The 26,043-nt window shown below is 63.4% G+C and carries 23 protein-coding genes; 10 read left to right on the top strand and 13 right to left on the bottom strand.

What is annotated here, in order from left to right; genetic code table 11:
* Positions 1 to 87: 87 nt before the first annotated feature.
* Both ACEK02_RS17560 and hpaR read right to left on the bottom strand, forming a co-directional pair.
* On the bottom strand, positions 88 to 1,245 hold the full coding sequence (locus ACEK02_RS17560) for an ABC transporter substrate-binding protein (protein ID WP_371422862.1): 1,158 nt from the start codon (positions 1,243 to 1,245) through the stop codon (positions 88 to 90).
* A gap of 159 nt (positions 1,246 to 1,404) precedes the next feature.
* Positions 1,405 to 1,872 carry a homoprotocatechuate degradation operon regulator HpaR gene (hpaR, locus tag ACEK02_RS17555; protein ID WP_371422876.1) on the bottom strand — a complete coding sequence of 156 codons (468 nt, stop codon included), beginning with the start codon at positions 1,870 to 1,872 and terminating at the stop codon, positions 1,405 to 1,407.
* A gap of 205 nt (positions 1,873 to 2,077) precedes the next feature.
* Between hpaR and hpaH the strand changes: the two genes are divergently transcribed.
* The 6 genes from hpaH to ACEK02_RS17525 all read left to right on the top strand — a co-directional run bounded on the left by hpaH (position 2,078) and on the right by ACEK02_RS17525 (position 8,591).
* Positions 2,078 to 2,884: a 2-oxo-hept-4-ene-1,7-dioate hydratase gene (gene hpaH / locus ACEK02_RS17550; protein ID WP_371422861.1), complete on the top strand. Its 807-nt coding sequence runs from the start codon at positions 2,078 to 2,080 to the stop codon at positions 2,882 to 2,884.
* Positions 2,885 to 2,906: 22 nt separating this feature from the next.
* Positions 2,907 to 3,305 (top strand): 5-carboxymethyl-2-hydroxymuconate Delta-isomerase, encoded by a 399-nt coding sequence (locus ACEK02_RS17545; RefSeq protein ID WP_371422860.1) that lies wholly within the window; start codon positions 2,907 to 2,909, stop codon positions 3,303 to 3,305.
* Entirely contained in the window at positions 3,298 to 4,839 is a 1,542-nt protein-coding gene (gene hpaE / locus ACEK02_RS17540) for a 5-carboxymethyl-2-hydroxymuconate semialdehyde dehydrogenase (protein ID WP_371422859.1), read from the top strand. Before ACEK02_RS17545 ends, hpaE begins: the two co-directional genes overlap by 8 nt.
* A 224-nt stretch (positions 4,840 to 5,063) precedes the next feature.
* A complete protein-coding gene (hpaD, locus tag ACEK02_RS17535; protein WP_371422858.1) occupies positions 5,064 to 6,047 on the top strand; it encodes a 3,4-dihydroxyphenylacetate 2,3-dioxygenase in 984 nt (327 codons plus the stop codon).
* 30 nt (positions 6,048 to 6,077) lie between these two features.
* Positions 6,078 to 6,947 carry a fumarylacetoacetate hydrolase family protein gene (locus tag ACEK02_RS17530; RefSeq protein ID WP_371422857.1) on the top strand — a complete coding sequence of 290 codons (870 nt, stop codon included), beginning with the start codon at positions 6,078 to 6,080 and terminating at the stop codon, positions 6,945 to 6,947.
* A 15-nt stretch (positions 6,948 to 6,962) separates the two neighbouring features.
* Entirely contained in the window at positions 6,963 to 8,591 is a 1,629-nt protein-coding gene (locus tag ACEK02_RS17525) for a thiamine pyrophosphate-dependent enzyme (protein WP_371422856.1), read from the top strand.
* 59 nt (positions 8,592 to 8,650) lie between these two features.
* Here the strand turns inward: ACEK02_RS17525 and ACEK02_RS17520 are convergent, their stop codons facing one another.
* From ACEK02_RS17520 to ACEK02_RS17495, 6 genes are all read right to left on the bottom strand, one after another.
* A complete protein-coding gene (locus ACEK02_RS17520; RefSeq protein WP_371422855.1) occupies positions 8,651 to 9,868 on the bottom strand; it encodes an ABC transporter substrate-binding protein in 1,218 nt (405 codons plus the stop codon).
* A gap of 183 nt (positions 9,869 to 10,051) precedes the next feature.
* Positions 10,052 to 10,702 (bottom strand): DNA oxidative demethylase AlkB, encoded by a 651-nt coding sequence (gene alkB, locus ACEK02_RS17515; protein ID WP_371422854.1) that lies wholly within the window; start codon positions 10,700 to 10,702, stop codon positions 10,052 to 10,054.
* 21 nt (positions 10,703 to 10,723) lie between these two features.
* Entirely contained in the window at positions 10,724 to 11,464 is a 741-nt protein-coding gene (locus ACEK02_RS17510) for a 2OG-Fe(II) oxygenase (protein WP_371422853.1), read from the bottom strand.
* 322 nt (positions 11,465 to 11,786) lie between these two features.
* On the bottom strand, positions 11,787 to 12,476 hold the full coding sequence (locus ACEK02_RS17505; RefSeq protein ID WP_371422852.1) for a DUF2848 domain-containing protein: 690 nt from the start codon (positions 12,474 to 12,476) through the stop codon (positions 11,787 to 11,789).
* A 24-nt stretch (positions 12,477 to 12,500) separates the two neighbouring features.
* Positions 12,501 to 13,865 carry an amidase gene (locus ACEK02_RS17500; protein ID WP_371422851.1) on the bottom strand — a complete coding sequence of 455 codons (1,365 nt, stop codon included), beginning with the start codon at positions 13,863 to 13,865 and terminating at the stop codon, positions 12,501 to 12,503.
* Between the two features lie 40 nt (positions 13,866 to 13,905).
* Positions 13,906 to 14,238: a hypothetical protein gene (locus ACEK02_RS17495; protein WP_068735784.1), complete on the bottom strand. Its 333-nt coding sequence runs from the start codon at positions 14,236 to 14,238 to the stop codon at positions 13,906 to 13,908.
* Positions 14,239 to 14,463: 225 nt separating this feature from the next.
* On the opposite strand from ACEK02_RS17495, the gene ACEK02_RS17490 reads away from it, so the two are divergent.
* The 4 genes from ACEK02_RS17490 to ACEK02_RS17475 all read left to right on the top strand — a co-directional run bounded on the left by ACEK02_RS17490 (position 14,464) and on the right by ACEK02_RS17475 (position 18,678).
* Positions 14,464 to 14,877, top strand: coding sequence for a Zn-ribbon domain-containing OB-fold protein (locus ACEK02_RS17490; protein ID WP_371422850.1), 414 nt, complete (start codon positions 14,464 to 14,466; stop codon positions 14,875 to 14,877).
* Between the two features lie 4 nt (positions 14,878 to 14,881).
* A complete protein-coding gene (locus tag ACEK02_RS17485; RefSeq protein ID WP_371422849.1) occupies positions 14,882 to 16,021 on the top strand; it encodes a thiolase in 1,140 nt (379 codons plus the stop codon).
* Between the two features lie 193 nt (positions 16,022 to 16,214).
* The gene (locus ACEK02_RS17480) at positions 16,215 to 17,138 is read left to right on the top strand and encodes an SDR family NAD(P)-dependent oxidoreductase (protein ID WP_371422848.1); all 924 of its coding nucleotides are present in this window, start codon (positions 16,215 to 16,217) and stop codon (positions 17,136 to 17,138) included.
* A gap of 235 nt (positions 17,139 to 17,373) precedes the next feature.
* Entirely contained in the window at positions 17,374 to 18,678 is a 1,305-nt protein-coding gene (locus ACEK02_RS17475) for an MFS transporter (RefSeq protein WP_371422847.1), read from the top strand.
* Positions 18,679 to 18,731: 53 nt separating this feature from the next.
* Here ACEK02_RS17475 and ACEK02_RS17470 read toward each other — a convergent pair whose 3' ends face one another.
* The 5 genes from ACEK02_RS17470 to ACEK02_RS17450 form a co-directional block, all read right to left on the bottom strand.
* The gene (locus ACEK02_RS17470; protein WP_371422846.1) at positions 18,732 to 20,090 is read right to left on the bottom strand and encodes a tetratricopeptide repeat protein; all 1,359 of its coding nucleotides are present in this window, start codon (positions 20,088 to 20,090) and stop codon (positions 18,732 to 18,734) included.
* 291 nt (positions 20,091 to 20,381) lie between these two features.
* Entirely contained in the window at positions 20,382 to 23,159 is a 2,778-nt protein-coding gene (ppc, locus tag ACEK02_RS17465; RefSeq protein ID WP_371422875.1) for a phosphoenolpyruvate carboxylase, read from the bottom strand.
* 97 nt (positions 23,160 to 23,256) lie between these two features.
* Positions 23,257 to 24,180, bottom strand: a complete 924-nt coding sequence (locus tag ACEK02_RS17460; protein ID WP_371422845.1) for a DUF1932 domain-containing protein — start codon at positions 24,178 to 24,180, stop codon at positions 23,257 to 23,259.
* Positions 24,181 to 24,185: 5 nt separating this feature from the next.
* Positions 24,186 to 25,172, bottom strand: a complete 987-nt coding sequence (locus tag ACEK02_RS17455) for a tripartite tricarboxylate transporter substrate binding protein (RefSeq protein ID WP_371422844.1) — start codon at positions 25,170 to 25,172, stop codon at positions 24,186 to 24,188.
* A gap of 60 nt (positions 25,173 to 25,232) precedes the next feature.
* The gene (locus tag ACEK02_RS17450; RefSeq protein ID WP_371422843.1) at positions 25,233 to 26,033 is read right to left on the bottom strand and encodes a transporter substrate-binding domain-containing protein; all 801 of its coding nucleotides are present in this window, start codon (positions 26,031 to 26,033) and stop codon (positions 25,233 to 25,235) included.
* Between the last annotated feature and the right edge of the window lie 10 nt (positions 26,034 to 26,043).

The following is a 26,043-nucleotide window of genomic DNA, read 5'->3' as shown; positions in this document are numbered from 1 at the left end:
CACGCGCGGTGCGCGTGCCCCGGAATGACATTGTGAGGCGGGTTCGCATGCGCTGATGCGCACGCGCCCCGGAACGACAGTGCCTGGCTAGTTGTCGAATTCGATGTGCTTGTCGAAGACGATGTTGCCCTTCTCGTTCTTCACGATGTTGTAGCCGTGCAGACCATCGCCGTTCTTGTCGAAATTATATTCGCCTTCGGCGCCCGGATATTTCTTGATGGCGACGATGGCCTCGCGGATCTTCTGCGGATCGGTCGAGCCGGCATTCTTGATCGCCGTTGTCAGCACGTTGATGGCATCATACGGCCACGAGCTCTGGTTATCCGGCGCGACCTTGTAGGCATCGCGGTAAGCCTTGCCGAAGGCCTTCGACGCCTCGGAGGAATCTTCCGCGTAATCGGCGACGCCATAGGTGCCGTAGAGCGCGGGGCCGGCGAGCTTCAATGCGGTGACGTTGACGATCGAGGGCGAGCCGACCCACGGAATGTTGACGCCGAGCTGGCGGAGCTGACGGGCAAAAATGCCGAGATCGTTCTCGAAGGTGAAATAGGAGCCGAGAATATCGGCGCCGGACTGCTTGATCGCCAGAACGACAGGCGTGAAATCCTGGCTCTGATTGGCATAGCCCTGATCGAGCGCGACGGTGGCACCCAGCGGCCCCAGCGCTTCGGTCAATGCCTTGCCGCCCGCCGTGCCAAAGGCGTCGGTCGAGTGCAGCACGGCCCACTTCTTCTTGCCGAGATTCTTGACGCCATATTCGGCGATGACGCGGCCGGAATAGCTGTCATTCGGACGGAAACGGAACAGCCAGGGATTGCCGAGCTTGGTGAGGTTCGGATCGGTGCCGCCGAACATCACCGGCTTGCCGAGCTTCATGACGTCCGGCGCCATCGCATGGACCTGAGTCGAGCGGATCGAGCCGAGGAAGCCCACGATGTCGGGATTCGCAGCAAGCTTGGAAAAGGCCAGCACGATGCCGGGATTGGTGGTCTGGTCGTCCTCGATGATCAGTTCGATCTGTTTGCCGAGGATGCCGCCCGCCTTGTTGATGGCTTCGACTGCGAGCTTGGCGCCGCCGGTCGCATATTTGCCCGCTTCCGCGGCCGGCCCCGTAATCGGCGCGCACATGCCGATCTTGATCGTTCCGCCGCCTCCAGCGCCTTGGGCGCGCGCGCTGCCAATGATGTAGGGGGCTGCAAGGCCGGCAGCGATACCAGCCGTGAATCCACGTCTCGTGAGCGTCATCGTTCTCTCCCTAAGAGGCCGGACTTGAGCGCCAGCCTTCTTTTGATGGCGGGAGTTGAGCGAAAAATTCTTCTCCTGTCTACAGCCCAGCGAAATTCGTACGACGAATTAACGATCGGAGGCCGGGAGAGGGTTTTGCCGCAAAAATATGCAGATCAATTATTCACCTGCATCGTCGTCATCGGCGTCGTGCGCCGCCGGCATGGCGAGCAGGCACGTCTCAAGCTCGTGTAACAGGGTCTGCAGGTCCGACAGTCTCCGCGCGCCGAAGCGCTTCGTCATCTCGGCATAGATCGCCTCCGATGTTGGCGCGACAGCCTCGATCAATTTCAGTCCCTTTGACGTGATCGAAACGATGCTGCGGCGCAAATCGGCCTTCAGCAAGCGCCGCTCGATCAGCTTGCGCCCTTCGAGATCGCGCAGGATGCGCGACAGGCTCGGCCCGAGCAGGAAGGCGACGCGCGCGAGTTCCGTGACCTCGATCTCGCCCGACGCCGCGAGCGCGCGCAGGATGCGCCATTGCTGTTCGGTGAGATCATGCGCCCGCAGCGATGGGCGGAAATGTCGCATCACCGATTCCCGTGTTCGCAGCAGCGACATCGGCAAGGATTGCGAGAAGTCGCGCATGGGGATTTTCGCGGCGGCCTTTTTTTCAGCAGCCCTGGCGGCGATCCGTGTCTTCGATGCTGTCGTCATGATCGCCTCTATAGATGATTCTGGCGCACCGCCGTGTGCAGCGCACAATCGAATTGTCGCGTCCAGGGTTTGATCGCAATCACTTAACATGTTAATCGGTTTTTCGCGCAGCTTTTCTGCGCGGGATGACAACGCGATGGCACTGACCTCTTCAGAGATTTCCGGCGCGGCCCAGCGCCTGCACCACGCCGAGAAGACACGGACGCAGATCCGTCAACTGTCGCTGGATCATCCTGATATCACCATCGACGATTCCTATGCGATCCAGAAGGCCTGGATCGAGATCAAGGTCGGTGAAGGCCGTATCGTGCGCGGCCACAAGATCGGCCTCACCTCCAAGGCGATGCAGAGCGCCCTGAATATCAATGAGCCGGATTCCGGTGTGCTGCTCGACGACATGTTCTTCGCCGATGGCGGCCTCGTCCCCACCGAACGCTTCATCGCCACCCGCGTCGAGGCCGAACTGGCTTTCGTGATGAAGACGCGACTGGCCGGACCGGACTGCACGATGTTCGACGTGCTCAACGCCACCGACTTCGTGGTACCCGCGCTGGAGATTCTCGATACCCGTGTCGAACGCGTGGATGCGGCGACCAAAGCCACCCGAAAGATTTTCGACACCATTGCCGACAATGCGGCCAATGCCGGGATCGTGCTCGGCGGCCGCCCGATGCGTCCGCTGGAGACCGACCTGCGCTGGGTCGGCGCCATGTGCCATCGCAACGGCCAGCTCGAGGAGACGGGTTTGGCCGCCGGCGTCCTGAACCATCCCGCCACCAGCGTCGCCTGGCTGGCCAACAAGATCGCGCCGCATGGACTGGCGCTGGAGCCCGGCCAGGTGGTGCTTGCCGGATCGTTCATTCGCCCCATCGAGACCCGCAAAGGTGACACGATCCAGGCGGACTATGGCCCGTGGGGCACCGTGAGCTGTTATTTCGCCTGATCCGCAACCTACGGGACATCACATGCCGCATTTCACCATCGAATATTCGGCCAATCTCGACGGCGTCGTGGATATCAGCGCGCTGTGCGAGGTGGTGCGCAACGCCGCCGTGCAGACCGGCATCTTCCCGCTCGGCGGCATCCGCGTGCGCGCGATCCGCTGCGAGCACTATGCCATTGCCGACGGCCGCGCCGGACTCAGCTTTCTCGATATCCTGCTGCGGATCGGCGAAGGCCGCACCCTCGAGGCCCGACAGCAGGCCGGCGAACAGATTTTCCAGACCGTCTCGCACCATCTCGACAATGTTTTCGCCGGCGGCCGATTTGCGCTGTCCTTCGACATGCAGATCAATGACAGCGCGACGAGCTGGAAACGCAATACCATTCACGACTTGCTGAAAGCCGAGGCCAACAATGGCTAAGTCCCCTGCCGATCCCGCCGCCGTCTTCGCTGCCAATCAGGAGCGCGCCGCGCCGCTGCTGAAGACACTCAGGGCCGACGGCATCGGCAATATCATCGATGGCCGGATCGTGCCGTCATCGTCGGGTGAGGTGTTCGAGACGACGTCGCCGATCGATGGCAGCGTATTGGCACAAGTCGCACGCGGCACAGCAGTGGATATCGACAGTGCCGCCAAGGCCGCCCAGCGCGCCTTCAGGGACTGGCGCGACATGGCGCCGACCGCGCGCAAGAAGCTGCTGCACCGGGTGGCGGACGCCATCGAGGACAATGCCGACGACATCGCCGTGCTGGAATGTATCGACACCGGCCAGGCGCATCGCTTCATGGCCAAGGCCGCGATCCGCGGCGCGGAGAATTTCCGCTTCTATGCCGACAGATGCCTGGAGGCCCGCGACGGCCTGAACATGCCGGCGGATGAGCACTGGAATGTCTCGACCCGCGTGCCGATCGGCCCGGTCGGCGTCATCACGCCGTGGAACACGCCGTTCATGCTGTCCACCTGGAAGATCGCACCGGCGCTGGCTGCCGGCTGCACGGTGGTGCACAAGCCGGCCGAATGGTCGCCGATCACCGCGGATCTCCTCGCAAAGCTCGCGAAACAGGCCGGGCTTCCCGACGGCGTGCTCAACACCGTGCATGGCTTCGGCGAGGAATCCGGCAAGGCGCTGACCGAACATCCCGCCATCAAGGCCATCGCCTTCGTCGGCGAGAGCGCCACCGGCTCCGCGATCATGGCGCAGGGCGCGCCGACCCTGAAGCGCGTACATTTCGAACTCGGCGGCAAAAACCCCGTGATCGTGTTCGACGATGCGGATCTCGACCGCGCGCTCGATGCCGTGGTGTTCATGATCTACTCGCTGAATGGCGAGCGCTGTACCTCCTCGAGCCGGTTGCTGGTGCAGGCAAACATCGCCGACAAGTTCATCGAGAGGCTCACGGCCCGCGTGCGTGCGCTGAAGGTCGGGCATCCGCTCGATCCCGTAACCGAGGTCGGCCCGCTGATCCATCAGCGGCACCACGCAAAAGTCTGCAGCTATTTCGACATCGCCCGGCAGGACGGCGCCACCATCGCCGTCGGCGGCAAACCGCATGACGGCCCCGGCGGTGGACATTACGTGCAGCCGACTTTGGTGATCGATGCAAAGCCCGGCATGCGCGTGGCGCAGGAGGAAGTGTTCGGCCCGTTCCTCACGGTGATCCCGTTCAGGGACGAGGCGGATGCCATCGCCATCGCCAATGACGTGCAATACGGCCTCACCGGCTATGTCTGGACCGCGGATACCGGCCGCGCGCTGCGCGTCGCCGACGCGCTGGAGGCCGGCATGATCTGGCTCAATTCGGAGAATGTCCGCCATCTGCCCACACCGTTCGGCGGCATGAAAGCCTCCGGCATCGGCCGTGACGGCGGCGACTATTCGTTCGACTTCTATATGGAAACCAAACACGTCTCGCTGGCGAAGGGGACGCACAAGATTCAGAGACTTGGAATTTAAGACTTGGAATTTAACTCGTCGTTCCGGCGTCTCGAACGCCGCAAGGCGGGCGCGAGCCCGGAACCTCCGAATGTTCATCACCTCTGAAACGCCCGCTATTCAGAGGTGATGAACACATCGAGATTCCGGGTCTGCCTTACGGCCAGCTTCGCTGACCTGCAGGCATGCCGGAATGACAAGTGAGTTGCGAACAAGAAATTCAGGAAACGCTCAGGACCCCTCCCATGCCCGTGCCGACCCACATATTCGATCCGCCCTTCAACATCCTGCGCTCCAGCCACGTCGTGCTGGATGTCACCGATCTCAAGGCCAGCCGCGCCTTCTATGAGAACGCGGTCGGCCTGCATGTCGAGGATGCCGACAGCGAGACCGTCTATCTGCGCGCCGTGGAAGAACACCAGCATCACTCGCTGGTGCTGCGCAAGGCGCAGACCGCCGCCTGCCACCGGCTCGGCTTCCGCGTCGCCAGCGAGAACGATCTCGACAAGGCCGCCGCCTGGTTCGCCGCCAACGGCCTCACCTATTCCTTCGTCGAGCGTCCGTTTCAGGGCCGCACCATGCATGTCGCCGATCCGTTCGGCTTCCAGATCGAACTCTATGCAACCATGGAGAAGCGCCCGCACCTGCTGCGGAGATTCGATCTCTACAAGGGCTGCCATCCGCAGCGGCTCGATCATTTCAACGTCTTCGCCGCCGAAGTGCAGGACACCGTCGACTTCTACGCGCGGCTCGGCTTCCGTCTCACCGAATATGGCGAGGAAGACGGCGATAACGGCCGCATCGCCGCCGCCTGGATGCATCGCAAGGGCAATGTCCACGACTTCGCCATCACCAATGGAAGGGGACCGCGACTGCACCACTTCGCCTATTGGGTGCCCACCGCGATGAACATCCTGCATCTCTGTGACGTGATGGCATCATCGGGCTATCTGAAGAACCTGGAGCGCGGCCCCGGCCGCCACGGCATCTCCAACGCGTTCTTTCTCTATGTGCGTGACCCCGATGGCCATCGCCTCGAACTCTACACGTCGGACTATCAGACCATGGACACCGATCACGAACCGCTGCGCTGGTCGCTGAAGGACCCGCGCCGCCAGACCCTGTGGGGCGCGCCGGCGCCGCGCTCGTGGTTCGAACAGGGTTCGCCATTCAAGGGGCAGGCCGTGCGTGAACCTGCGTTTGTGGCGGATGTGACGATTGCGGATTGAGATGACAACAGAGTGTGAGGAACACGCGCGATGACCCATTCCCGCCTCGCCACTTTCACCGTCAACGGCTCGCTGAAATACGGCGCCGTCACCGACGACGGGATCGTTGATCTGTCCGCGCGCTACGGCGGGGATTATCCGACGCTGCGCGAGGCCATCGCCCATGGCGCCTTGCATCGGCTCGCCGATGCCGCGGCCAACCAGCCTGCGGATTTCGCACTGGACGCCATCACCTGGCAGCCGCCGATCCCCGCCCCGGAAAAGATCATCTGCATCGGCGTCAACTATCCGGACCGCAATGCCGAATACAAGGACGGACAGGACGCGCCGAAATATCCCTCGATGTTCATGCGCACGCCGCGCTCCTTCGTCGGACATGAGACGCCGCTGGTGCGGCCGCGTGTATCGAGGCAGCTCGACTACGAAGGCGAAGTCGTGCTCGTCATCGGCAAGGCCGGACGCCACATCGCCGAGGGCGATGCGCTGGACCACATCGCCGCGCTGACGCTCTGTAACGAAGGCACCATCCGCGACTGGGTGCGGCATGCCAAGTTCAATGTCACGCAGGGCAAGAATTTCGATTCCACCGGCAGTCTCGGGCCGTGGATCGTGCCCTATACCGATGAGAGCCAGATCGCCGACATCCGCCTCACCACGCATGTGAATGGCGAGCTGCGGCAGGACGATCGCACCTCGCGGCTGATGTTCGGCTTCCGCTATCTCCTGAGCTATATCTCGACTTTCACGACTCTCGTGCCCGGAGACGTGATCGTCACCGGCACGCCGACCGGCGCCGGTGCGCGCTTCGATCCGCCGCGCTATCTCGTGCCCGGCGATGTGATCGAGATCAAGGCGGACGGCATCGGCACGCTGCGCAATGGCGTCGTCGACGAACACTAACGGATTGGAATACGCATGACTGTTCTCACCGGTGGCGAAGCCATCGTCAGCGGGCTCAAGGCGCATGGCGTCGACACCATCTTCGGCCTGCCCGGCGCGCAGGTCTATGGCCTGTTCGACGCCTTTCACCAGGCGAAGCTCAATGTCATCGGCGCGCGCCACGAACAGGCCTGCGGCTATATGGCGTTCGGCTATGCCCGCGCCTCGGGCAAACCCGGCGTGTTCAGCGTGGTGCCCGGCCCGGGCATTCTCAATGCCAGCGCGGCGATGCTGACTGCCTTTGGCTGCAACGAGCCGGTGATGTGCCTCACCGGGCAGGTGCCGAGCGACTACCTTGGCAAGGGCCGCGGCCATCTGCATGAGATGCCCGACCAGCTCGCGACCCTCCGCAGTTTCGTCAAATGGGCCGAGCGCATCGACTATCCTTCGGATGCGCCGACCAAAGTGGCGCGCGGATTTCAGGAGATGATGTCCGGCCGCCGCGGCCCTGTTGCGCTGGAAATGCCGTGGGACGTCTTCACGCAGCGCGCGGAAACCGCCGCAGCGACGACGCTTGAACCATTCGCCGCGCCCTCGCCCGATCCTGAGCGCATCAAGGCCGCAGCTGCGCTGATCAAGGCCGCGAAGGCACCGATGATTTTCGTTGGCGCCGGCGCGATGGAGGCGGGCGACGCCATCCTCGAACTCGCGGAAATGATCGACGCGCCCGTTGTCGCATTCCGCTCCGGCCGCGGCATCGTCAGCAATGCGCATGAGCTCGGCCTCACCATGGCCGCCGCCTATAATCTGTGGCCGCAGACCGATCTCATGATCGGCATCGGCTCGCGCATGGAATTGCCGACCACGTTCCGCTGGCCGTTCCGTCCGGAAGGGTTGAAGTCCGTCCGTATCGATATCGATCCCGTCGAGATGCGGCGGTTGACCGTCGATGCGCCTGTCGTCGCCGACGCGCAGGCCGGCACACGCGCGCTGATCGCTGAAGTCAGCAAGGTCGGATACACGAAGACATCAGGCCGCCGCGAGACGATCCGCGCCGCCTCGGCGAAAGCGCAGAAGGACATCCAGGCGATCCAGCCGCAGATGGCCTATCTCGACGTGTTGCGCGCCGTGCTGCCGGACAACGCCATCGTCACCGACGAGCTGTCGCAGGTCGGATTCACCTCATGGTTCGGCTTTCCGGTCTATGAGCCGCGCACCTTCATCACCTCGGGCTATCAGGGCACGCTCGGCTCGGGCTTCCCGACAGCGCTCGGCGCCAAGGTCGCGCATCCGGACCGGCCGGTAGTCGCGATCACCGGCGATGGCGGCTTCATGTTCGCGGTGCAGGAACTGGCGACGGCCGTGCAGTTCAGGATCGGCGTGGTGACGCTGGTGTTCAACAACAATGCCTATGGCAATGTCCGCCGCGACCAGTTGCAGGTGTTCGACGGCCGCGTGGTCGCGGCCGATCTGGTCAATCCGGATTTCGTCAAGCTCGCGGAATCCTTCGGCGTCGGTGCTGTCAGGGTCACGTCACCGGCGGAATTCAAGCCGGCGCTGGAAAAGGCGCTGGCGGACGGCGGGCCGTATCTGATCGCCATCGACGTGGTCAGGGATTCCGAAGTCAGTCCGTGGGCGTTCATTCATCCGAAGAAGCCGGCTTAACCTCTCCCCGCAAATGCGAGGAGAGGTGAGCGCCGCCCCGGAATGACGACTGTTGCGCTTTACTGCTTCACCGGCGGATCCAGCATCGTGCAGCCGCCCTCCGAAATCGGGCGCATGATGTCTTCGGCCTTCACCTTGCCCTTGATGGTGAGCAGGTCCCACTCGCCTTTGACCTCCGACGGCTTCTTCACTTCGGCCAGCAGCATGTCGTTCATCAACCGGCCGTCCTCGCGCAGGCGGGCGCCGGGCGCGAAGAAATCGTCCACCGGCATCGCCTTCATCTGACGCATCACGGTGAGGCCATCGTTGTTGTTGGCGGCTTCGGCGGCGCGCAGATAATGCTTCACGGCGCTGTAGACGCCGGCCTGCGCATGGGTCGGCATCTTGCCATGCTTGGCCATGAAGCGTTTGCCGAAGGCGCGGCTGGCATCATCATTGTCCCAGTAATAGCCCTCGAGATACTGCACGCCCTGCGTGGCTTCCGAGCCGAGCGCCTTCACCGAGGTAAGATAGAAGATCAGCACGGCGAGCTTCTGCTTGCCCTCGCCGATCTGGAATTCGCGCGCCTGCTTGATATTGGTGACGGTGTCGCCGGACGCATTGGCCAGCGCGATCACCTTGGCGCCGGAGGATTGCGCCTGCAGCAGGAAGGACGAGAAATCCATCGTGCCGACCGGATGTTTCACCGCGCCGAGGACCTTGCCGCCGGCAGCTTCCACCACTTTCGAGACCTCCGCCTGCATGGCGATGCCGAACGCATAATCCGCCGTGATGAAATACCAGGTGTCGCCGCCCTGCTTGACGACGGCCTTGGCGATGCCCTGCGCCAGCGAATAGGTGTCGTACAGCCACATCGCGGCGGTCGGCGCGCATTGCTTGCCGAAGACGTCGGCGGTGGCGGAGCCGACATGCACCAACACCTTGCCGCGCTCGCGTGCCATGTTCTGCACCGCCAGCGAGATCGCGGAATTGCCGATGTCGAAGATCGCATCGACGCCCTGCTGATCGTAGAGATCGCGCGCCAGCGACACACCGATATCGGTCTTGTTCTGATGATCGGGGCCGAGCAGCTTCACCGGCTGGCCGCGTACCTTGCCGCCCACATCGTCGATCGCGAGCTGCGCCGCGACCACGCTGCCGGTGCCGCCGGCATCGGAAAACACCGAACTCTTGTCGTTCAGCACGGCGATGCTGAGAGGCTTGGTGATGGGTTCGGCAAGCGCCGAACCGTTCAGGCACGCAACAGCAATGGCAGCCAATATGCCCATTCGGGTCATTGTCGTTTCCTCGTTCTGGTTTTTATTGAGGAAATCGTAATGGCGGCCGAATGCCTTGGCCAGCAGTTTTTAATCGCGCAATTAAATCGTGCGCTCTAACGCCGTCATTCCTGGTTAGCGTCCGGCTCACGCCTCCCGCGCCCCTCAGCCACTCCAATTGGAGTGGCGGCGAATGACGAGTTCTTATCTCGTCTTGCGGAAAGTGAGATTGATGCGCTGGCCGCCCATGACAGGATGTTCGCCGTCGGGGAGCGGCGCAACGCCGTGATAGGCGAGCCGCGCCGGGCCGCCCCACACCACGACATCGCCGTGGGTCAGGCGGTGACGCTTCACGGGATCGCTGCGCGACAGCCCGCCGAACAGGAAAGTTGCCGGCAGGCCGAGCGAGACAGAGACGATGGGCGCGCGCAGATCCAGCTCGTCCTTGTCCTGATGCAGCGAGAGTTTGGCGTCGGGCTTGTAGCGATTGATCAGGCAGGCGTCGGGCGTGAAAGCATCGAAGCCACCTTGCGCAGCGGCGCGCGCCGCGAGGTCCCGAAACGACGCCGGCATGTCCGGCCATGGCTTGCCGCTGTCGGGATCGATGGGGTCATAGCGATAGCCTGATGGGTCCGAGACCCAGCCGGCCCGGCCGCAATTGGTCATGGCGACTGACATGGTATGGCCGCCGGGCGTGATCAGATGGCGGAACGGCGCCGCTTTCACGATGATGCGCAGGGCCGCGATCACCTCCGGCTGTTCTGCAACGAAGAAATTGCGCAGCAGCACAGCCCCCTCGGCGAGCTCTTCGCGCGCAGGCTGGGCGTCGGTGATGTCCGCGAACAGGTCGGTCATTTCAGTGCGTCAGTCGTCCCGTCACTTCGCATCGTGAAAGATCACGCCGAGCGTATGGCGCCGGCCCGATTTCACGCGGCTCACGCCGTGGCGCAGATTGACGCGATAGCTGCCGCGCGTGCCGGCAACCGGCCGGTGATGCACGGCGAACACCACCGCATCGCCCTGCCGCAAGCCTACCACTTCGGCGCGCGACTGCATCCGCGGCCTCTGCTCCGTCAACACGAATTCTCCGCCGGTGAAATCCTCACCGGGTTCCGACAGCAGGATCGCGACCTGCAGCGGAAACACATGCTCGCCATAGAGGTCCTGATGCAGGCAGTTATAGTCGCCGGCCTCGTATTGCAGCAGCAGCGGCGTCGGCCGGGTCTGGCCGGCCTCATGACAACGCTTGAGGAAGGCGGCGTGATCGGAGGGGAAGCGGACGTCGATCCCCATCGTCTCGTTCCAGCGATTGGCAATCGCGCTCAATGGTCCGTAGAGCGCGGGGCGCAGGCCGGCGATCGGATCTGGCAGCGGGTAATTGAAATATTTGTATTCGCCGCGGCCAAAGCCGTGGCGGCCCATGACGATGCGACTGCGGAAGCGGGCGTCGTCGGGATAGAGCGATGCCAGGTGACGACATTCGTCTGATGTGAGCAGTTTGTCGAAGACGGCGCAGCCCTGGGCGTCGAGTTCCGCGGCGATGCGCTGCCAGTCGATCGCGTCCACGCGCGAATCGCTTGATGGCGTGTGGCGTTTGGCGAGAGTTGCAGATGGCATGATACAGCCGCTCCGTTACGCGTGCCGATCATCGGCAACAGTTGAGGCTGCATTGTGGAGGATGGTGGCAATGGAGCCACCCGATTTCCGGCCCCTAACCTCTCCCCGCTTTTGCGGGGAGAGGTCGCCGCATCTTCGCGGCGGGTGAGGGGCGAGGCAAGAGAGATGAGGAAAATTCCGAACCATCGGATCGAAGAATGAGAGACCCGAGAGCGAGCGACCGATGCTGCAGCGGTGACCGCCCCTCACCCGCTCCGGCTGCGCTGCGCTGCGCCGGATCGACCTCTCCCCGCAATGCGGGGAGAGGTTAAGAAGCAGCGCCTCAGCCAACCACCGGCAATGTCTTCACATCATACCCATGGCTGATCTTGCGCTTCAGCACGGGGTCCTCGATCTCGTAGTCGAAACGCTCGGCCGGGCGGATGCCGCCCTTGGCGGCGAAGGTGCCGCCGAACATGGCGGTGCCGTCGGGCAGCTTGTCCGCGTCAAAGCCCTTCTTGATGAGTTCGGCGACCGGCAGCATGCCGCTCAGCAGGCCCTCCTGATAGAGCACCTTCTCGCCCTTGATGGTGGCCCAGGAACGCAGAATGATCTGGTCCCAATGCGGAAGCACTTCGGACAGCTCCCACAGCACCGGCGCGATCGGCTTGTCGCACATCTGCTTCGACACGGTGATGTTGTAGGTCTCGACCTTGCGGTCGGTGTGGTCGGAGCCGACGCCGACATAGGTCTTGCCGCCAGAGGCGATCAGGCAGAACTCGACCTCACCCGACGAATTCTCGTCGGTGCATTCGATCATGCCGTCGGTGGTGAAGCGGCGCGCCGAGCAGCGGTAGTAGATCGGCGTCGAGGCCGGCGGCGCGATGCCGAGCGCTTCGAGTTCCTTGATGTGATGATCGCGCGCGACGGGATCGCGGCCGGTCCAGCCGGCGATGACGCCCTGGGTGATCTTGAGCGTCAGCGGCGTCCTGCTGCCTTTTGCGTCCAGCGTGAACGCGATCTCGGTGGTCATGCGTGTATCCTCAGGTTTTAGAGATTAACCGCGAACGGTGGCTTCAATGCCCGCGGCGAGTTCGAAGATGCGGCGGTCGGAGCCGCCGGCGGCGGCCAGCATCAGACCGACCGGGGCTTCATCCTTGGCGTGGATCGGCAGCGAGATGGCGCAGCCGTCGATCATGTTGATCAGCGTGCAGTTGCGCAGCGCCATCAGGTTCTGCTTCGAGAACACCTTGTCATCGGCCATGTCGGCGATCGATGGCGGCGTGATCGCGCAGGTCGGCAGCACCAGCGCATCGTAAGGCGCGATGCGCTTTTCGGTGCGCGCGATCAGCGAACGGCGCATCGGCAGGAGATCGAGATAGTCGGCGGCATTCTGGGTCTCGCCGCGCTGGATGCGCAGCGCGACTCTGGGATCGTAGACGTCGCCCTTGCTGGCGAGCAGATAGCGATGCCAGGCATAGCTTTCCGCAGCCGTGAAGCCGCCTTTGGTGCTCATCGGCGCGATGTCGTTGAATTCAGGCACTTCGATGCGCTCGATGATCGCGCCGTTCTCGGCGAGCTTCTTCAGCGCGCGCTCGAAAGCGGTTGCGACGACGGGGTCGAGATCGTCCATTGCCAGTGTCATCGGCACCGCAAGACGCATGCCCTTGATCGGGCGCGGCGTGAGCTCAAATTCGGGCTCACCGGCCAGCACCGCATCCATCGCCGCGCAGCAGGCAACCGAGCGCGCCAGAGGACCGATGCTGTCCAGCGTGAAGGACAGCGGCACCGCGCCATCGAGCGGCACGCGGCGCTGCGTCGGCTTGTAGCCGACGATGCCGTTGAAGGCCGCCGGAATGCGGCAGGAACCGCCGGTGTCGGTGCCCAGCGCCGCATGGGCCATGCCGTCGAGCACGGAAACCGCGGCGCCCGATGACGAGCCGCCGGGCACATGGCCGACCTCGCGCTTCCACGCGCCTTTGGGGGTGCCGTAATGCGGATTGGTGCCGATGCCCGAATAGGCGAATTCGACCATGTTGGTGCGGCCGATCACCACGAAGCCGGCGCGGCGCAGACGCGCGACCGTCGGAGCGTCGGCATCGGCCGGCGCGGAATCGTCCAGCGCGCGCGAACCGGCGCGGGTGACCTGGCCCTTGATGTCGAACAGGTCCTTGATGGAGACCGGAATGCCGGCGAAGCGCGACGGCGCGGCATTGGCCTTGCGTAAGCTATCCATGGCATCGGCGGCAGCCAGCGCCGCATCCTTGTCGACATGAATGAAGGTGCGCTCGCCCTCCCCCTTCGGATCGGCGATCTTGGCCAGACAGGCTTCGACCAGTTTGCGGGAGGTGGTGCGGCCCGCGGCGAGATCAGCGGCCAGGCTGGCGAGGGTCGGTGCGATCTGATGGAAGTCGTTGGTCATGGTCGCGGCATCCTGTGTGTCTTGCCGGACCCGCAAGTGGTCACGGCGCCCGGTCGGTATCGCCGAAAGTATCCTCAATTTCCAGATCGAGCAGCGCGGAGCTGAGCGATTTGCCATGCGCATCGAGCGCCAGCGATCGCGTCACCCCGCCGCCGAGCGCCTGATCCATGACGAAATTCAAGGCCGCCAGATTGGGCAGTTCATAGCGGACCACCTCGCCCGCAACGATGCCCGCAAACAGGGCCTTCACGCGCGCGGCGGTCACCTGCGATACTATCAACGGATATAGCTTTGCGTCAAAGGCAATTACCGAAATGTTGGAAATGTTGCCTTTGTCACCTGTGCGGGAATGGGCGATCTCGCGCAGCTTCACGTCATGCTCCCTGAACCATCCGTACCAACCTACCCTGCCCGGTTGCAGCGGGACAAGCCTCGCACGTATTTCAACCTGAATGCCAATTCGAATTCCGTGCCGCCCCGCAGTGGGCAGATACGGCCATGCAGCACGCGCGCTGGACCGCCCCCGGTGGAATGTGGAATGTCCATCCGAGCACAACGAACGGGGCCAGATCCCCGTCCAAGGGAGAGAACACGACACATGGCTGAACCAGCCCGCGCGCGCCCGAAACCGACACCTGAAACCCGGCATTATTGGGATGGTGCCCAAGCCGGCGAATTGCGCCTGCAGCGCTGCGACGATTGCAGCAATGTGTATTTTCCGCCGCGGCCGTTCTGCCCCGGCTGCGCCTCGCGCAAGGTCTCGGTGTTCAAGGCCTCGGGCAAGGGTTTCCTCTACAGCTACGTCATCAATCACCGGCCTGCCGCGCCGGGCTTCACGCCGCCTTATGCGATTGCCGTGGTCGAGCTTGAGGAAGGTCCGCGGCTGATGAGCAACATCATCGATTGTCCGCAGACACCGGAAGCGCTCGTGCTCGACATGAAGCTGGAGGTCGCCTTCGAGAAGCTGGACGACACCATCACCCTCCCCGTATTCCGTCCGGCGAAGGGCTGAGATCATGCGCAGAAACGCAGTTGCCGTCGTCGGCGCAGCCGAGACCACCGAACTCGGCGTCATTCCCAACATGTCGCAGCTCCAGCTTCACGCGGATGCGGCGCTCAATGCCATCAAGGATGCCGGGCTGAAGCTGTCCGACATAGACGGCATCGCCACCGCCGTGGAGACACCGCAGCAGATCGCGCATTATCTCGGCATCACGCCGACCTGGGTCGACGGTACATCGGTGGGCGGTTGCTCCTTCATGCTGCATGTTCGCCACGCGGCCGCGGCGATCGAGGCCGGTCTCTGCAAGACCGTGCTGATCACCCATGCCGAATCCGGCAAGTCGATGATCGGCAAATTGCCGCGCTCGATTCCGGCGGATTCGTTGCAAGGCCAGTTCGAGGCGCCCTATGGCGTCTACGGTCCGCCCAGCATGTTCCCGATCCCGGTGCTGCGCTACATGAAGACCCACGGCATCACCCACGAGCAGATCGCTTCAGTGGCCGTGTTCCAGCGCGAATGGGCCGCGAAGAATCCGCGTGCGATGATGAAGGCGCCGATCACCGTCGAGGACGTGCTGAACTCGAAGATGATCGCCTATCCGTTCCGCATCCTGCAATGCTGCCTCGTCACCGACGGCGGCGGCGCGCTGATCCTGACCTCGGCGGATCGCGCCAAGGATTTCCCGAACAAGCCGGTCTATATTCTGGGCACCGGCGAGAGCGTGGAAACGCCGATGGTCAGCCAGATGAAGACGTTCGATTCCTCGCGCGCCTTCACCGTGGCCGGCCCCACCGCGTTCCGCGAGGCAGGGATCACCCACAAGGACGTCGATCACCTGATGATCTACGATGCCTTCGCGCATCTGCCGCTCTATGGTCTGGGCGATCTCGGCTTCATGCCGCATGAGGAGACCGGCAAGTTCATCGCCGACGGCAATACCCGCCCCGGCGGCAAGCTGCCGATGAACACCAATGGCGGCGGCCTCAGCTATATGCATTCCGGCATGTACGGCATGTATGCGCTGCAGGAGAGCGTGCGCCAGATGCGCGGCATCGCGCCGGCGCAGGTCGAGGGCGCGAAGATATCAGTGTGCCACGGCGTCGGCGGCATGTTCGCCGCGTCGGGCACAGTGATTTTCACGAATGAAGCTTAGTGCCTTCGCCCCGCTTGCGGGGCGAAGGTGGCCGGCATAGCGCAGCGAAGCCGGGACGGATGAGGGGGAGCCTCCGCAGGCTCGGAGTTTGTGGAGAGCCCCCTCACCCGCCGCGAAGACGCGGCGACCTCTTTCCCGCAGGCGGGGAGAGGTTAGTCCGCAACATTGAAATCCAACCAAGAAGGAACACCACATGGCACAAACCAAATCACTCGACGGCAAGGTCATCGTCGTCACCGGCGCGGGGCGCGGCATCGGCCGTGGCATTGCGCTGCTCTGCGCCGCTGAAGGCGCCAAGGTCGTCGTCAACGATCCCGGCGTCGCCACCGACGGATCGGGCGGCGATGGTGCCGCTCCGGCGGAGGAAGTCGTCGAGGAAATCAAGAAGGCCGGCGGCACCGCCGTTGCCAACTTCGAATCCGTTGCGGAAGCCATCCCGGCCAGCAAGATCATCAAGCAGGCCGTGGACACCTACGGCAAGATCGACGGCGTGGTGAACAATGCCGGCATTCTGCGCGATGCGATCTTCCACAAGATGTCCATCGACGCCTTCGAGATGGTGATCAAGGTCCATCTGATGGGCTCGTTCTACACCTCGCATGCCGCCGCGCGTTACTTCCGCGAGCAGAATTCCGGCTCGTTCGTGCACTTCACCTCGACCTCTGGCCTCATTGGCAACTTCGGCCAGGCCAATTACGCTGCTGCCAAGCTCGGCATCGTCGGCCTGTCGAAGTCGATCGCGCTCGACATGGGCCGCTTCGGCGTCAATTCGAACTGCGTCTCGCCCTTCGCCTGGAGCCGCATGATCGGCAGCATCCCGACCGAGACCGAAGCCGAGAAGGCCCGCGTCGAACGGATCCAGCGCATGGGCCCGGAAAAGATCGCACCGCTCGTCGCCTATCTGCTCTCGGACGCCGGCAAGGACGTCAGCGGGCAGATCTTCGCCGCACGCATGAACGAGATCTTCCTGATGGGCCAGTCGCGCCCGCTGCGCTCGGTCCATCGCGACGAAGGCTGGACCCCGCAGACCCTCGCCGAACACGGCATGCCGGCGCTGAAGCCGTCATTCTACAAGCTCGACCGCTCGGCTGATATTTTCAGCTGGGATCCGGTCTAAACATCCAAATGCGGCTCGCGGGATTCCTTCCCGCGAGCCGCATTTCTACAACCAGACATTTAAAGCGAAACAATATTACTCAAATAGCTATGCATATCGGTCTTATCTGACCCTATATCGCGCCAATTTCGTCATAAAGAATTCAAACACCGGCCAAGACCGGCTATGTCACCAGCAATCAACGGGTTTGACGTCGCGCATTTGCGGACGAAACCGCATTTGCTGGACATACATCATGACAGATCACGCGGGCGCCTTGCCCTCCGCTGCCACGCCGCCACTGACCAAGCCGCTGAACTCCCCTGCCCGCGTGCTGCTGGCGAGCCTGATCGGCACCACCATCGAATTCTTCGACTTCTACGTCTATGCCACCGCCGCAGTGCTGGTGTTTCCCAAATTGTTCTTCCCCGCCGGCAATGACACGGCGGCGCTGCTCGCGTCTTTCGCGGTGTTCTCGATCGCGTTCTTTGCGCGTCCGTTCGGCGCCGTCGTGTTCGGCCATTTCGGCGATCGCGTCGGCCGCAAGACCACGCTGGTCGCGGCACTGCTCACCATGGGCATCTCCACCGTCGTGATCGGCCTGCTGCCGACCCATGCGCAGATCGGCCTCGCCGCGCCGCTGCTGCTGGTGCTGTGCCGTTTCGGCCAGGGCTTCGGTCTCGGCGGTGAATGGGGCGGCGCGGTGCTGCTCGCCACCGAGAACGCACCGGAAGGCAAGCGCAACTGGTACGCCATGTTCCCGCAGCTCGGCGCACCGCTCGGGCTGTTGCTCTCGTCCGGCACGTTCTGGATCCTGCTGCATGTCGTCTCGCCGGAATCCTTCCTGAGCTGGGCATGGCGCGTGCCGTTCCTCGCCTCCATCGTGCTGATCGCCATCGGCTTGTGGGTCCGCCTCTCCATCACCGAGACGCCTGAATTCCAGAAGGCAATCGAGAAGGCCGAGCGCGTGGCCGTGCCCGCCATGGAGCTGCTGCGCAAGCACAAGCGCAGTCTCCTGCTCGGTACGTTGGTCGGTCTGATGACCTTCGTGTTCTTCTATGTCTGCACGGCCTATCTGCTGTCCTACAATGTCGGCGTGGCGAAGATGTCGTTGCTCGATGCGCTCAAGGTGCAGATCGCCGGTGCCGTCGCCTTCGGCACCACCAACATCCTGGCCGGCCTGCTCGCCGACAAGATCGGTCGCCGCACGCTCCTGATCGCCAATTGCCTGATGGTGATCGTGTTCTCGTTCTTCCTGGCGCCGCTGCTGTCAGGCGGCGTCGCGGGCATCTATGCCTTCGCGCTGATCGGTCTGGCGATCTTCGGCATCAATTACGGCCTGATCGGCGCCGCACTCGCCGCACCGTTCCCGACCACCGTGCGCTATACCGGCTCGTCGATGACGTTCAACCTGGCAAGCATCTTCGGTGCCTCGCTGGCGCCCTATATCGCCACCTGGCTGCAGGCGAATTACGGTCTCGCTTATATCGGCTATTACGTGCTCGCCGCCGCAGTGATCACGCTCATCGCGATCTTCGCATCGGACAAACACGAGGTCTGAGCGCGCTCGCATGACGAGCTCAAGGGGCAGCGCTGGCGCTGCCCCTTTTTGTTTCAGTTCGACGCCTGCTGGCGCTTGAGCTCGTTACGCGCAGCGTCGCGCTCGAATTCGCCATCGCCCCGGCACACCTCGGCTGCCTGTTTCAGATAGGGCAACGCCTCCTGCGGCTTGCGCTTCACCATCAGATACTGGCCGAGATAGAACGACACGCCGCAAGGGCCGAAGTCGTCCTCGAGCCGCATGTTCTTCATTTTGGCGAGCATCTCGTCACGCGTCATCTGGCCGAGATAGACCGCCACCATCGGCCACGGCCAGCCCGTGCGGTCAAGCGTCTCGGTATTGCGCTTCAACTCGCCCAAGTCGTAGTCGCCGCTGCGCGCCCGCGCGATATAGCGCAGTAGCTTGGCGAGACCATATTCCGGGCTCTTCTCCACGACATCGCCGAAATCCTCTGCTGCTTCGGCGAAGTGACCGGTAATGAAATACGCGTGCGAGCGTCGGTTGCGAATGGCGGGATCATTCGGCGTCAGCTTCAGCGCAGCGTCATAGTTCGGGATAGAGGCGGCGTAATCTCCCTTGCGGACAAACGCAACGCCGCGGTTGATATAGGCATCGACCATATCGGGAGCGAATTCGAGCGCCTTGCTATAGTCGGCGATCGCGCCGTCGTTGTCGCCGCGCTCCAGCTTGATCTCGGCACGGCCGTAATAGGCCATGTCCTGATTGGTTGTTGACAGGCGCAGCGCGGCTTCGAAATCGGCGAGCGCATGGCCGGAATCGTTGCGCGACAGATAGGCATTGCCGCGAAACCCAAGCGCCAGTGTATTTTTCGGATCGAGGCGGATAGCCGTGGAAAAATCGGCGATCGCGCCCTTCATATCCCCGCTGTTCCGGCGCACCAGACCACGGTTGTTATAAAGCGCAGCCAGTTCCGGCTTCAGCCGGATCGCCTCGTCGTGGTTTTTCAGTGCGCGATCGAAATCACCCTTGGCAGCATAGATGGCACCGCGTGCCGCATAGGCAAACGGATAGTTCGGATTGAGCGCGATGGACTTGTCGTAATCGGCGAGAGCGAGTTCGTGATTGTCCTGCTTTTCATGGGCCGTCGCACGCAGGTAATAGCCGTGTGCGCTGTCCGGGCTCATCGCGATGAAAGCCGAGAAATCGGCCAGCGCACGCTCCAGATTGCCGCGAGACATCTGCGCGGCCCCGCGATAGCTCATGGCTTCCGCGCGCTCCGCAGGCGCCGTCGCGGCGTCATCGATGATCTCCGTGCATCCCGCGATCATGCGCTCATTGATCGGCGGACGACATTTGGCGCTCATCTCGGCCGATGCCGGCAGCAATGTTCCACACAGCACAACTGTGATCGTGGCGGCAACAGCGAGCATGCGAGAGGGAAAGTATGACATCGGGACCACACACCAATTGAGGGATTTGGTGTTGGTCGCGCGGAACTATCAAAACGTTCACCGCGCGGCGATGCGCGCTTGTGCACCGCCATGACCGCGCGGCAGCATCGAATTGTGCAGCATCCCCATCGCAACGGTAGCCCGGGCATGACGCGGGGATAATGCAAGTGCGTAGATGGGTAGAGCGCAGCGAAACCCATCAGCTTCCTGCGTATGGTCGATGGGTTTCGTTCCGGCGCGATGCGCCTCCACTCTACCCATCCTACGCGTCTGTGCTTGAGGGAGAACTCCCTACCCGCTATTGCGCAGCCCAGCCGAGATCCCGTTGATGGTCAGTTGAATCCCGCGCAGCACCTGCTCGTCCGGATTGTTCGCGCGATGCTCCTTGAGCAGTTCAACCTGCACATGGTTGAGCGGATCGAGATAAGGAAAGCGGTTACGGATCGAGCGGTCGAGCAGCGGATTGTTCTGCAGCAGGCGCTCCTGCTCCATGATGTCGAGCAGCGTCTCGATACACAGATGCCATTCGCCGCGGATGCGGCCGAAGATGGTCTCGCGCAGCTTCTGGTCGGCGACGAGCTCGGCATAGCGCGAGGCGATGGCGATGGAGCTCTTGGCCAGCACCATGTCCATGTTCGACAGCAGCGTGCGGAAGAACGGCCATTCGCGGTGCATCTCCTGCAGGAAGGCCATGCCCTTGTCGGGATGGATGGCGAGCCACGCCTCGATGGCGCTGCCGAAACCGTACCAGCCGGGCAGCATCAAACGGCACTGCGCCCAGGAGAACACCCAGGGGATGGCGCGCAAATCCTCGATGGCCCGGGTCTTCTTGCGCGAGGCCGGACGGCTGCCGATGTTCAGCGTCGAAATCTCGTTGATGACGGTGGATTCCCAGAAGTAATCAACAAAACCCTCGGTCTCGTAGACCAGACCGCGATAGGCCTTGAAGGCCAATCCGGAAATCTCCTCCATGGCTTCGAGATATTCGCGGCGCGGCGCGCTGTGCTTCGGCGCCAGCAGACTCGCTTCCAGCGTCGCGGCCGCAAGAATCTCCAGATTGTTGCGGCCGACCTCGGCATTGGAATATTTGCTGGAAATGATCTCGCCCTGTTCGGTGATGCGGATCTGGCCGTCTACCGCGCCACCGGGCTGCGCCAGGATCGCATCATGGCTCGGGCCGCCGCCGCGGCCCACGGAGCCACCGCGGCCGTGGAACAGCCGCAGGCGGATGTGATGCCGCTCGAACACTTCGATGAGCTCGATCTCGGCCTTGTACAGTTCCCAGCCCGAGGTGACGAAGCCGCCATCCTTGTTGCTGTCGGAATAGCCGAGCATGACTTCCTGCACCGCGCCGCGGCTGTCCACCAGCTTGCGGTAATCATGCAGCGAGAACATGCGGTCCATGATGGCTGCAGAGGCCTGCAGGTCCTCGATGGTCTCGAACAGCGGCACGATATTGATGGCGCTGCGGCCGGAGCAATCCACCAGCCCGACTTCCTTCAGCAGCACCGCGACTTCGAGCATGTCGGAGACGCCCTTGCACATGGAGATGATGCATTGGGGGATCGCCGCCGCGCCGAATTTCGCGTGCACCTGCGCCGCCATGCGGAACAGCGCGAGTTCGCCCAGCGTCTCGTCGCTGTATTTGACGAACAGCGAGCCCAGCGGCCGCGCATTCTTCAATTCGCCCGCCAGCAATGTGATGCGGGCTTCCTCGCCGAGCGCGAGATAGGACGTGCCGGGCATCGCCGCATCGATCAGCTCGGCGACGGTGCGTTCATGCACCGCCGAGTTCTGGCGAATGTCGAGGCTGGCGAGATAGAAGCCGAAACAATCCACCGCGCGGCGAAGCTGGCGCAGCCGGCCGCGGGCGATGACAGCGGAATTATCAGCGATCAGCGAGCGATCGAGCACGTCGAGATCGGCCTTGAACTCGGTCGCCGACGTATAGGGCGGGGCATCGCCCACCGCCGCGCGGCGGTTCGGCAGTTCGAGCGCATGTGCCGTTGCCGCCATGCGTGCGTAGACGCCGGATATCGCGAGGCGATAGGGCTCGCCGGCGCGGTGCGGCGATGGATCCGGGGAGCGTTCGGCCAATGCGCGCAGCTCGTCGGAGACGTCGGCGAGATGCGCCGCCATCGACAGCTCCGCGCCCAGCGCGTGGAGCTCGTCGAGATAGAAGCTGAAGGCGCGCCTGCTCTGCAGCAGCATGGTGCCGCGCATGACATCGGCGGTGACGAATGGATTGCCGTCGCGGTCGCCGCCGATCCAGCTTCCCATACGCAGGAACGAGCCAAGCTCGGTAGCGCCGCCCTGCGCGCGCAGGCTGTCTTCCAGCGCGCAATGCAGCCGCGGCACTTCGCGCAAAAACGTGTAGTCGTAGAACGACAATCCGTTGGCGACCTCGTCGAGCACCGTGAGCTTGCTCCGGCGCAGCAGGTTGGTCTGCCATAGCGTCACGACGGCGCGGCGCAATTGCTCTTCCGACGCCTCGATCTCCTCGGCGGTGAGTTGCATGCGCTCGCGCCGGTCCAGCAATGCCGCGATTTCCATTTCGCGATCGATGGTGCTCTTGCGCCGGACTTCGGTGGGATGCGCCGTCAGCACCGGGCTGATCAACGCCTGGCCGAAGAACTTGCTGAGCAGCGTGGCGTCGATGCCGGCCTCGCGCGCACGCTTCACCGCATGGGCCAGCGTACCGGATGCGTTGGCCGCATTCGCGCGCTGTGCCCGCATGCGGCGAATGTTGTTCTGGTCCTCGGCGATATTGGCGAGATGCGAGAAATAGCTGTAGGCGCGGACGATGCGCACGGTCTCGGCGATCGACATGCCGTCGAGAATGGCTTCGAGCTCGCGCCGCGCCAGCTTGTCTTCGTCACGGTGGAAGCGGACCGAGGTCTGGCGGATATTCTCGACCAGGGCGAACACCGCCTCGCCTTCCTGATCCCGCACGGTGTCGCCGAGGATGCGGCCGAGCAGCCGGATGTCCTCGCGCAGCCGGGCATCGGCCTCCTGGTGAGCAGGATCGTCACCGCGCTGGAGTGCGGGTTCTTCGGTGGACAGGGTCAGGGACACAAGCACGCTCCAGGAAGTTGCCGGCGCCCCATTTGGTCGCAACTCATGCTGCGATGCAAGACGAAGTTCGATGCGCAGCGCGGGTCGGAAGTCAGCCCTTCGGCTTCACTTTAGCCAAAATCCGATCCGCCTCGATGCGCCAGTCCGCACTGCGCGCGAAACCCGCCTCGCCCCTGGCGCCGAACAGGCCGTCATCGGCGAGATCGGCGATCCAGCCCTGCCGCTCTGCCGTGCCTTCGGCCGACCATGGCGTCAGCCCGATCTCGCGCACGGTCTCGGCGACTTCGCGGACTTCCTCGCTGCGGCGGCGGCCGTGCTCGATGACACGCTGGAAGAAATAGGCGCCCTGCTTCTCCCAGTCGATGGACGGAAACGTCTCGACCAGCGAGGCGATCACGGCGTCCTCGACGCCATAGGCGCGCGCCGTGGTGAAGCTCTCGATCACCATGGCCTCGAGGCCCTTGATCATGATGCTGCGGCACATCTTGGTGGCCGAGGCGACGCCGAGCCTGTCGCTGGCGACTTTCGCATCGAAGCCGATGGCATTGAGCAGCGGCGCGAGATCGCGCGCGCCGGCACCACCGAGCAGCAGCGGCACCTTGATGCGGTATGGCGGGATCGAGGTCATGACCGCGCCCTCGACATAGCGGCCGCCTGCGCCATCGATCAGCGCGGCCGCACGTTGCTTCGCACCGGGCGAAGCCGAGTTGAAATCGAGAAACCACGCCTGCGGCTTCAGACCGGACACGCAGGCCTGCGCCGCCGGCACGGTCTGGCTCGCGGTGACAGCGCAGACAATGAAGTCGGCGCGCGAGGCCAGGTCCGCATGCGAGGATGCGAGCGTGACACCATAGGTCGCGGCATGGTCGCGGAGCGCCCCGGCATCTTTGCCGTCGAGCTTGAGATCATAGGCGCTGACGCGGAGATCCTGCTTGCGCAGGTCTTCGGCGAGAATGCGCCCGACTTCGCCATAGCCGATCAGGCCGACATGCCATTGGTTCGAACGTTCAGTCATATTGCCTATTGGACCTTGATGTTTGCCGCCTTCAGCACCGGCCCCCATTTGTCCGCTTCGGCATGCATGAACTTGTCGAAGTCTGCGGGCGAGGAACCGACGGGCGTGGCATCGATCTTCTTCAACGCCGCGAGCACCACCGGATCCTTCAAGGCTGTCACGAGATCCGCATGGATTTTGGCGACGACATCGGCCGGCATGCCGGCGGGCCCGAGGAAGCCCCACCACACCGCCGTATCATAGCCGGCGACGCCGGATTCGGCGACCGTCGGCACGTTGGGCAGCGCCGCCGAGCGCATCGCCGTCGTCACGGCCATGGCGCGGACTGCGCCGCCTTCGAGCTGGCCGACGATCTCGGGCAGCGGATTGATGCTCATGGGAATGTCGCCGGCAATCACCGCGGTAAGCGCCGGTGCGCCGCCCTTGTAAGGAATCGAGACGATCTTCGTGCCCGCCATATGGTTCAGCAACTCACCGGCGAGATGCGCCGAGGTGCCGTTGCCGGACATGCCGTAGGACAGCGAGTCCGGCTTGGCTTTCGCCTGCGCCAGCAGCTCCTGCAGGTTCTTTGCTGGATTGTCCTTCGACACCACGATGGCCAGCGGCGAGTAGGCGACTTCGCTGATCGCCGTGAAATCCTTGAACGTGTCGTAGGGCAGCTTTGGATAGAAGAACTGGTTGAGCGGGTGGCCCGATGCGACGAGGATCAACGTATAGCCATCAGGCGGCGACTTCGCGAGGGCCTGCGAGGCGATGATGCCGCCGGCACCCGGACGGTTGTCCACGACGGGCTGTTGGCCCCAGGTCTTCGACAGCGATTGTGCAAAGGTCCGCGCCAGCACGTCGACCGCACCGCCTGCCGCATAGGGCACCAGGATCGTCACCTGCTTGCTCGGAAACGTCTGGGCTTGCAGCGACGGGCTGGCGAAAGACAGCAGCGCAGCCGCCGTGGCGATGGCCAGTTTCACGGGCGCAGGCAAAGACACGGGCATGGGCGGTCGTCCCTCTTGTAATATTGCGCAACAATCTCGTGTCGTTGCTACTTGATAGTGCTACCTGGCTGTGGTCGCAGCGCGCAGTCCGGATCGTGCGATGGCAGCGTCAACCAGTCCCTGCGCCTTCACATCCTCGGTGAATTTGCGGACAAATGCCATCCCCTGATCGCGCCCCTTGGGGATCGCGATGGCATGCCGCTCGACGCCCCAGCGCCCTTCCAAGATTTTCGCGCCCGGCGCCTGCACCGCCAGTTCGAACAGGGTCGCCTTGTTGGTGGCGAATACATTGATCTTCCCGCTTGCCAGCATCTCCGGAACGAGCGTGATCGCCGGCACGCGGACGACCTCCGCATTCTTCAGATCACGCGACAGCGCCGCGTCGGATGAGCTGCTCGCCGTCACGCCGACACGGATGCCTTTGACATCGACGTCATCGGGCCCTCCAATCGCTGTATCCTTCGCAACAAGATAGCCGAGATCGCTTTCCAGATAAGACGGGCCGAAATCCATGTCCTTGGCGCGAGATGCTGACGCATTTGTAAAGGCGGCATCGACAGCCCCTGTCTTCACCGCTTCGAGCACCTCGGCGTTTCTGGAGAACACCACCGGCTCATAGGGCACGCCCAGCTGTCGCGCGAGCTCCTTGCCGAGATCATAGCCAACGCCGCGCGGACCTTCGGTTTGCGATACGAGAATGGACGTCGGCGTGCCCGGATAGAGCCCGACACGCAGTTTCCCGCTTGGGGCGAGCACCTGCCGTATATCAGGATCGACGGCCATCGCAGGCCCGGCAAACGCCGCCGCCAGCAGAGCGATCGCCGCGATCTGCGCGGCAACTCTGTTTCCAATCGTTGCCACGCATCACCTC

This window comes from Tardiphaga sp., from assembly GCF_041424195.1.
Taxonomy (GTDB): Bacteria; Pseudomonadota; Alphaproteobacteria; order Rhizobiales; family Xanthobacteraceae; genus Tardiphaga.
The sequence above is the reverse complement of the archived record's forward strand: the minus strand, read 5'-3'. Positions and strand labels throughout refer to the sequence as shown.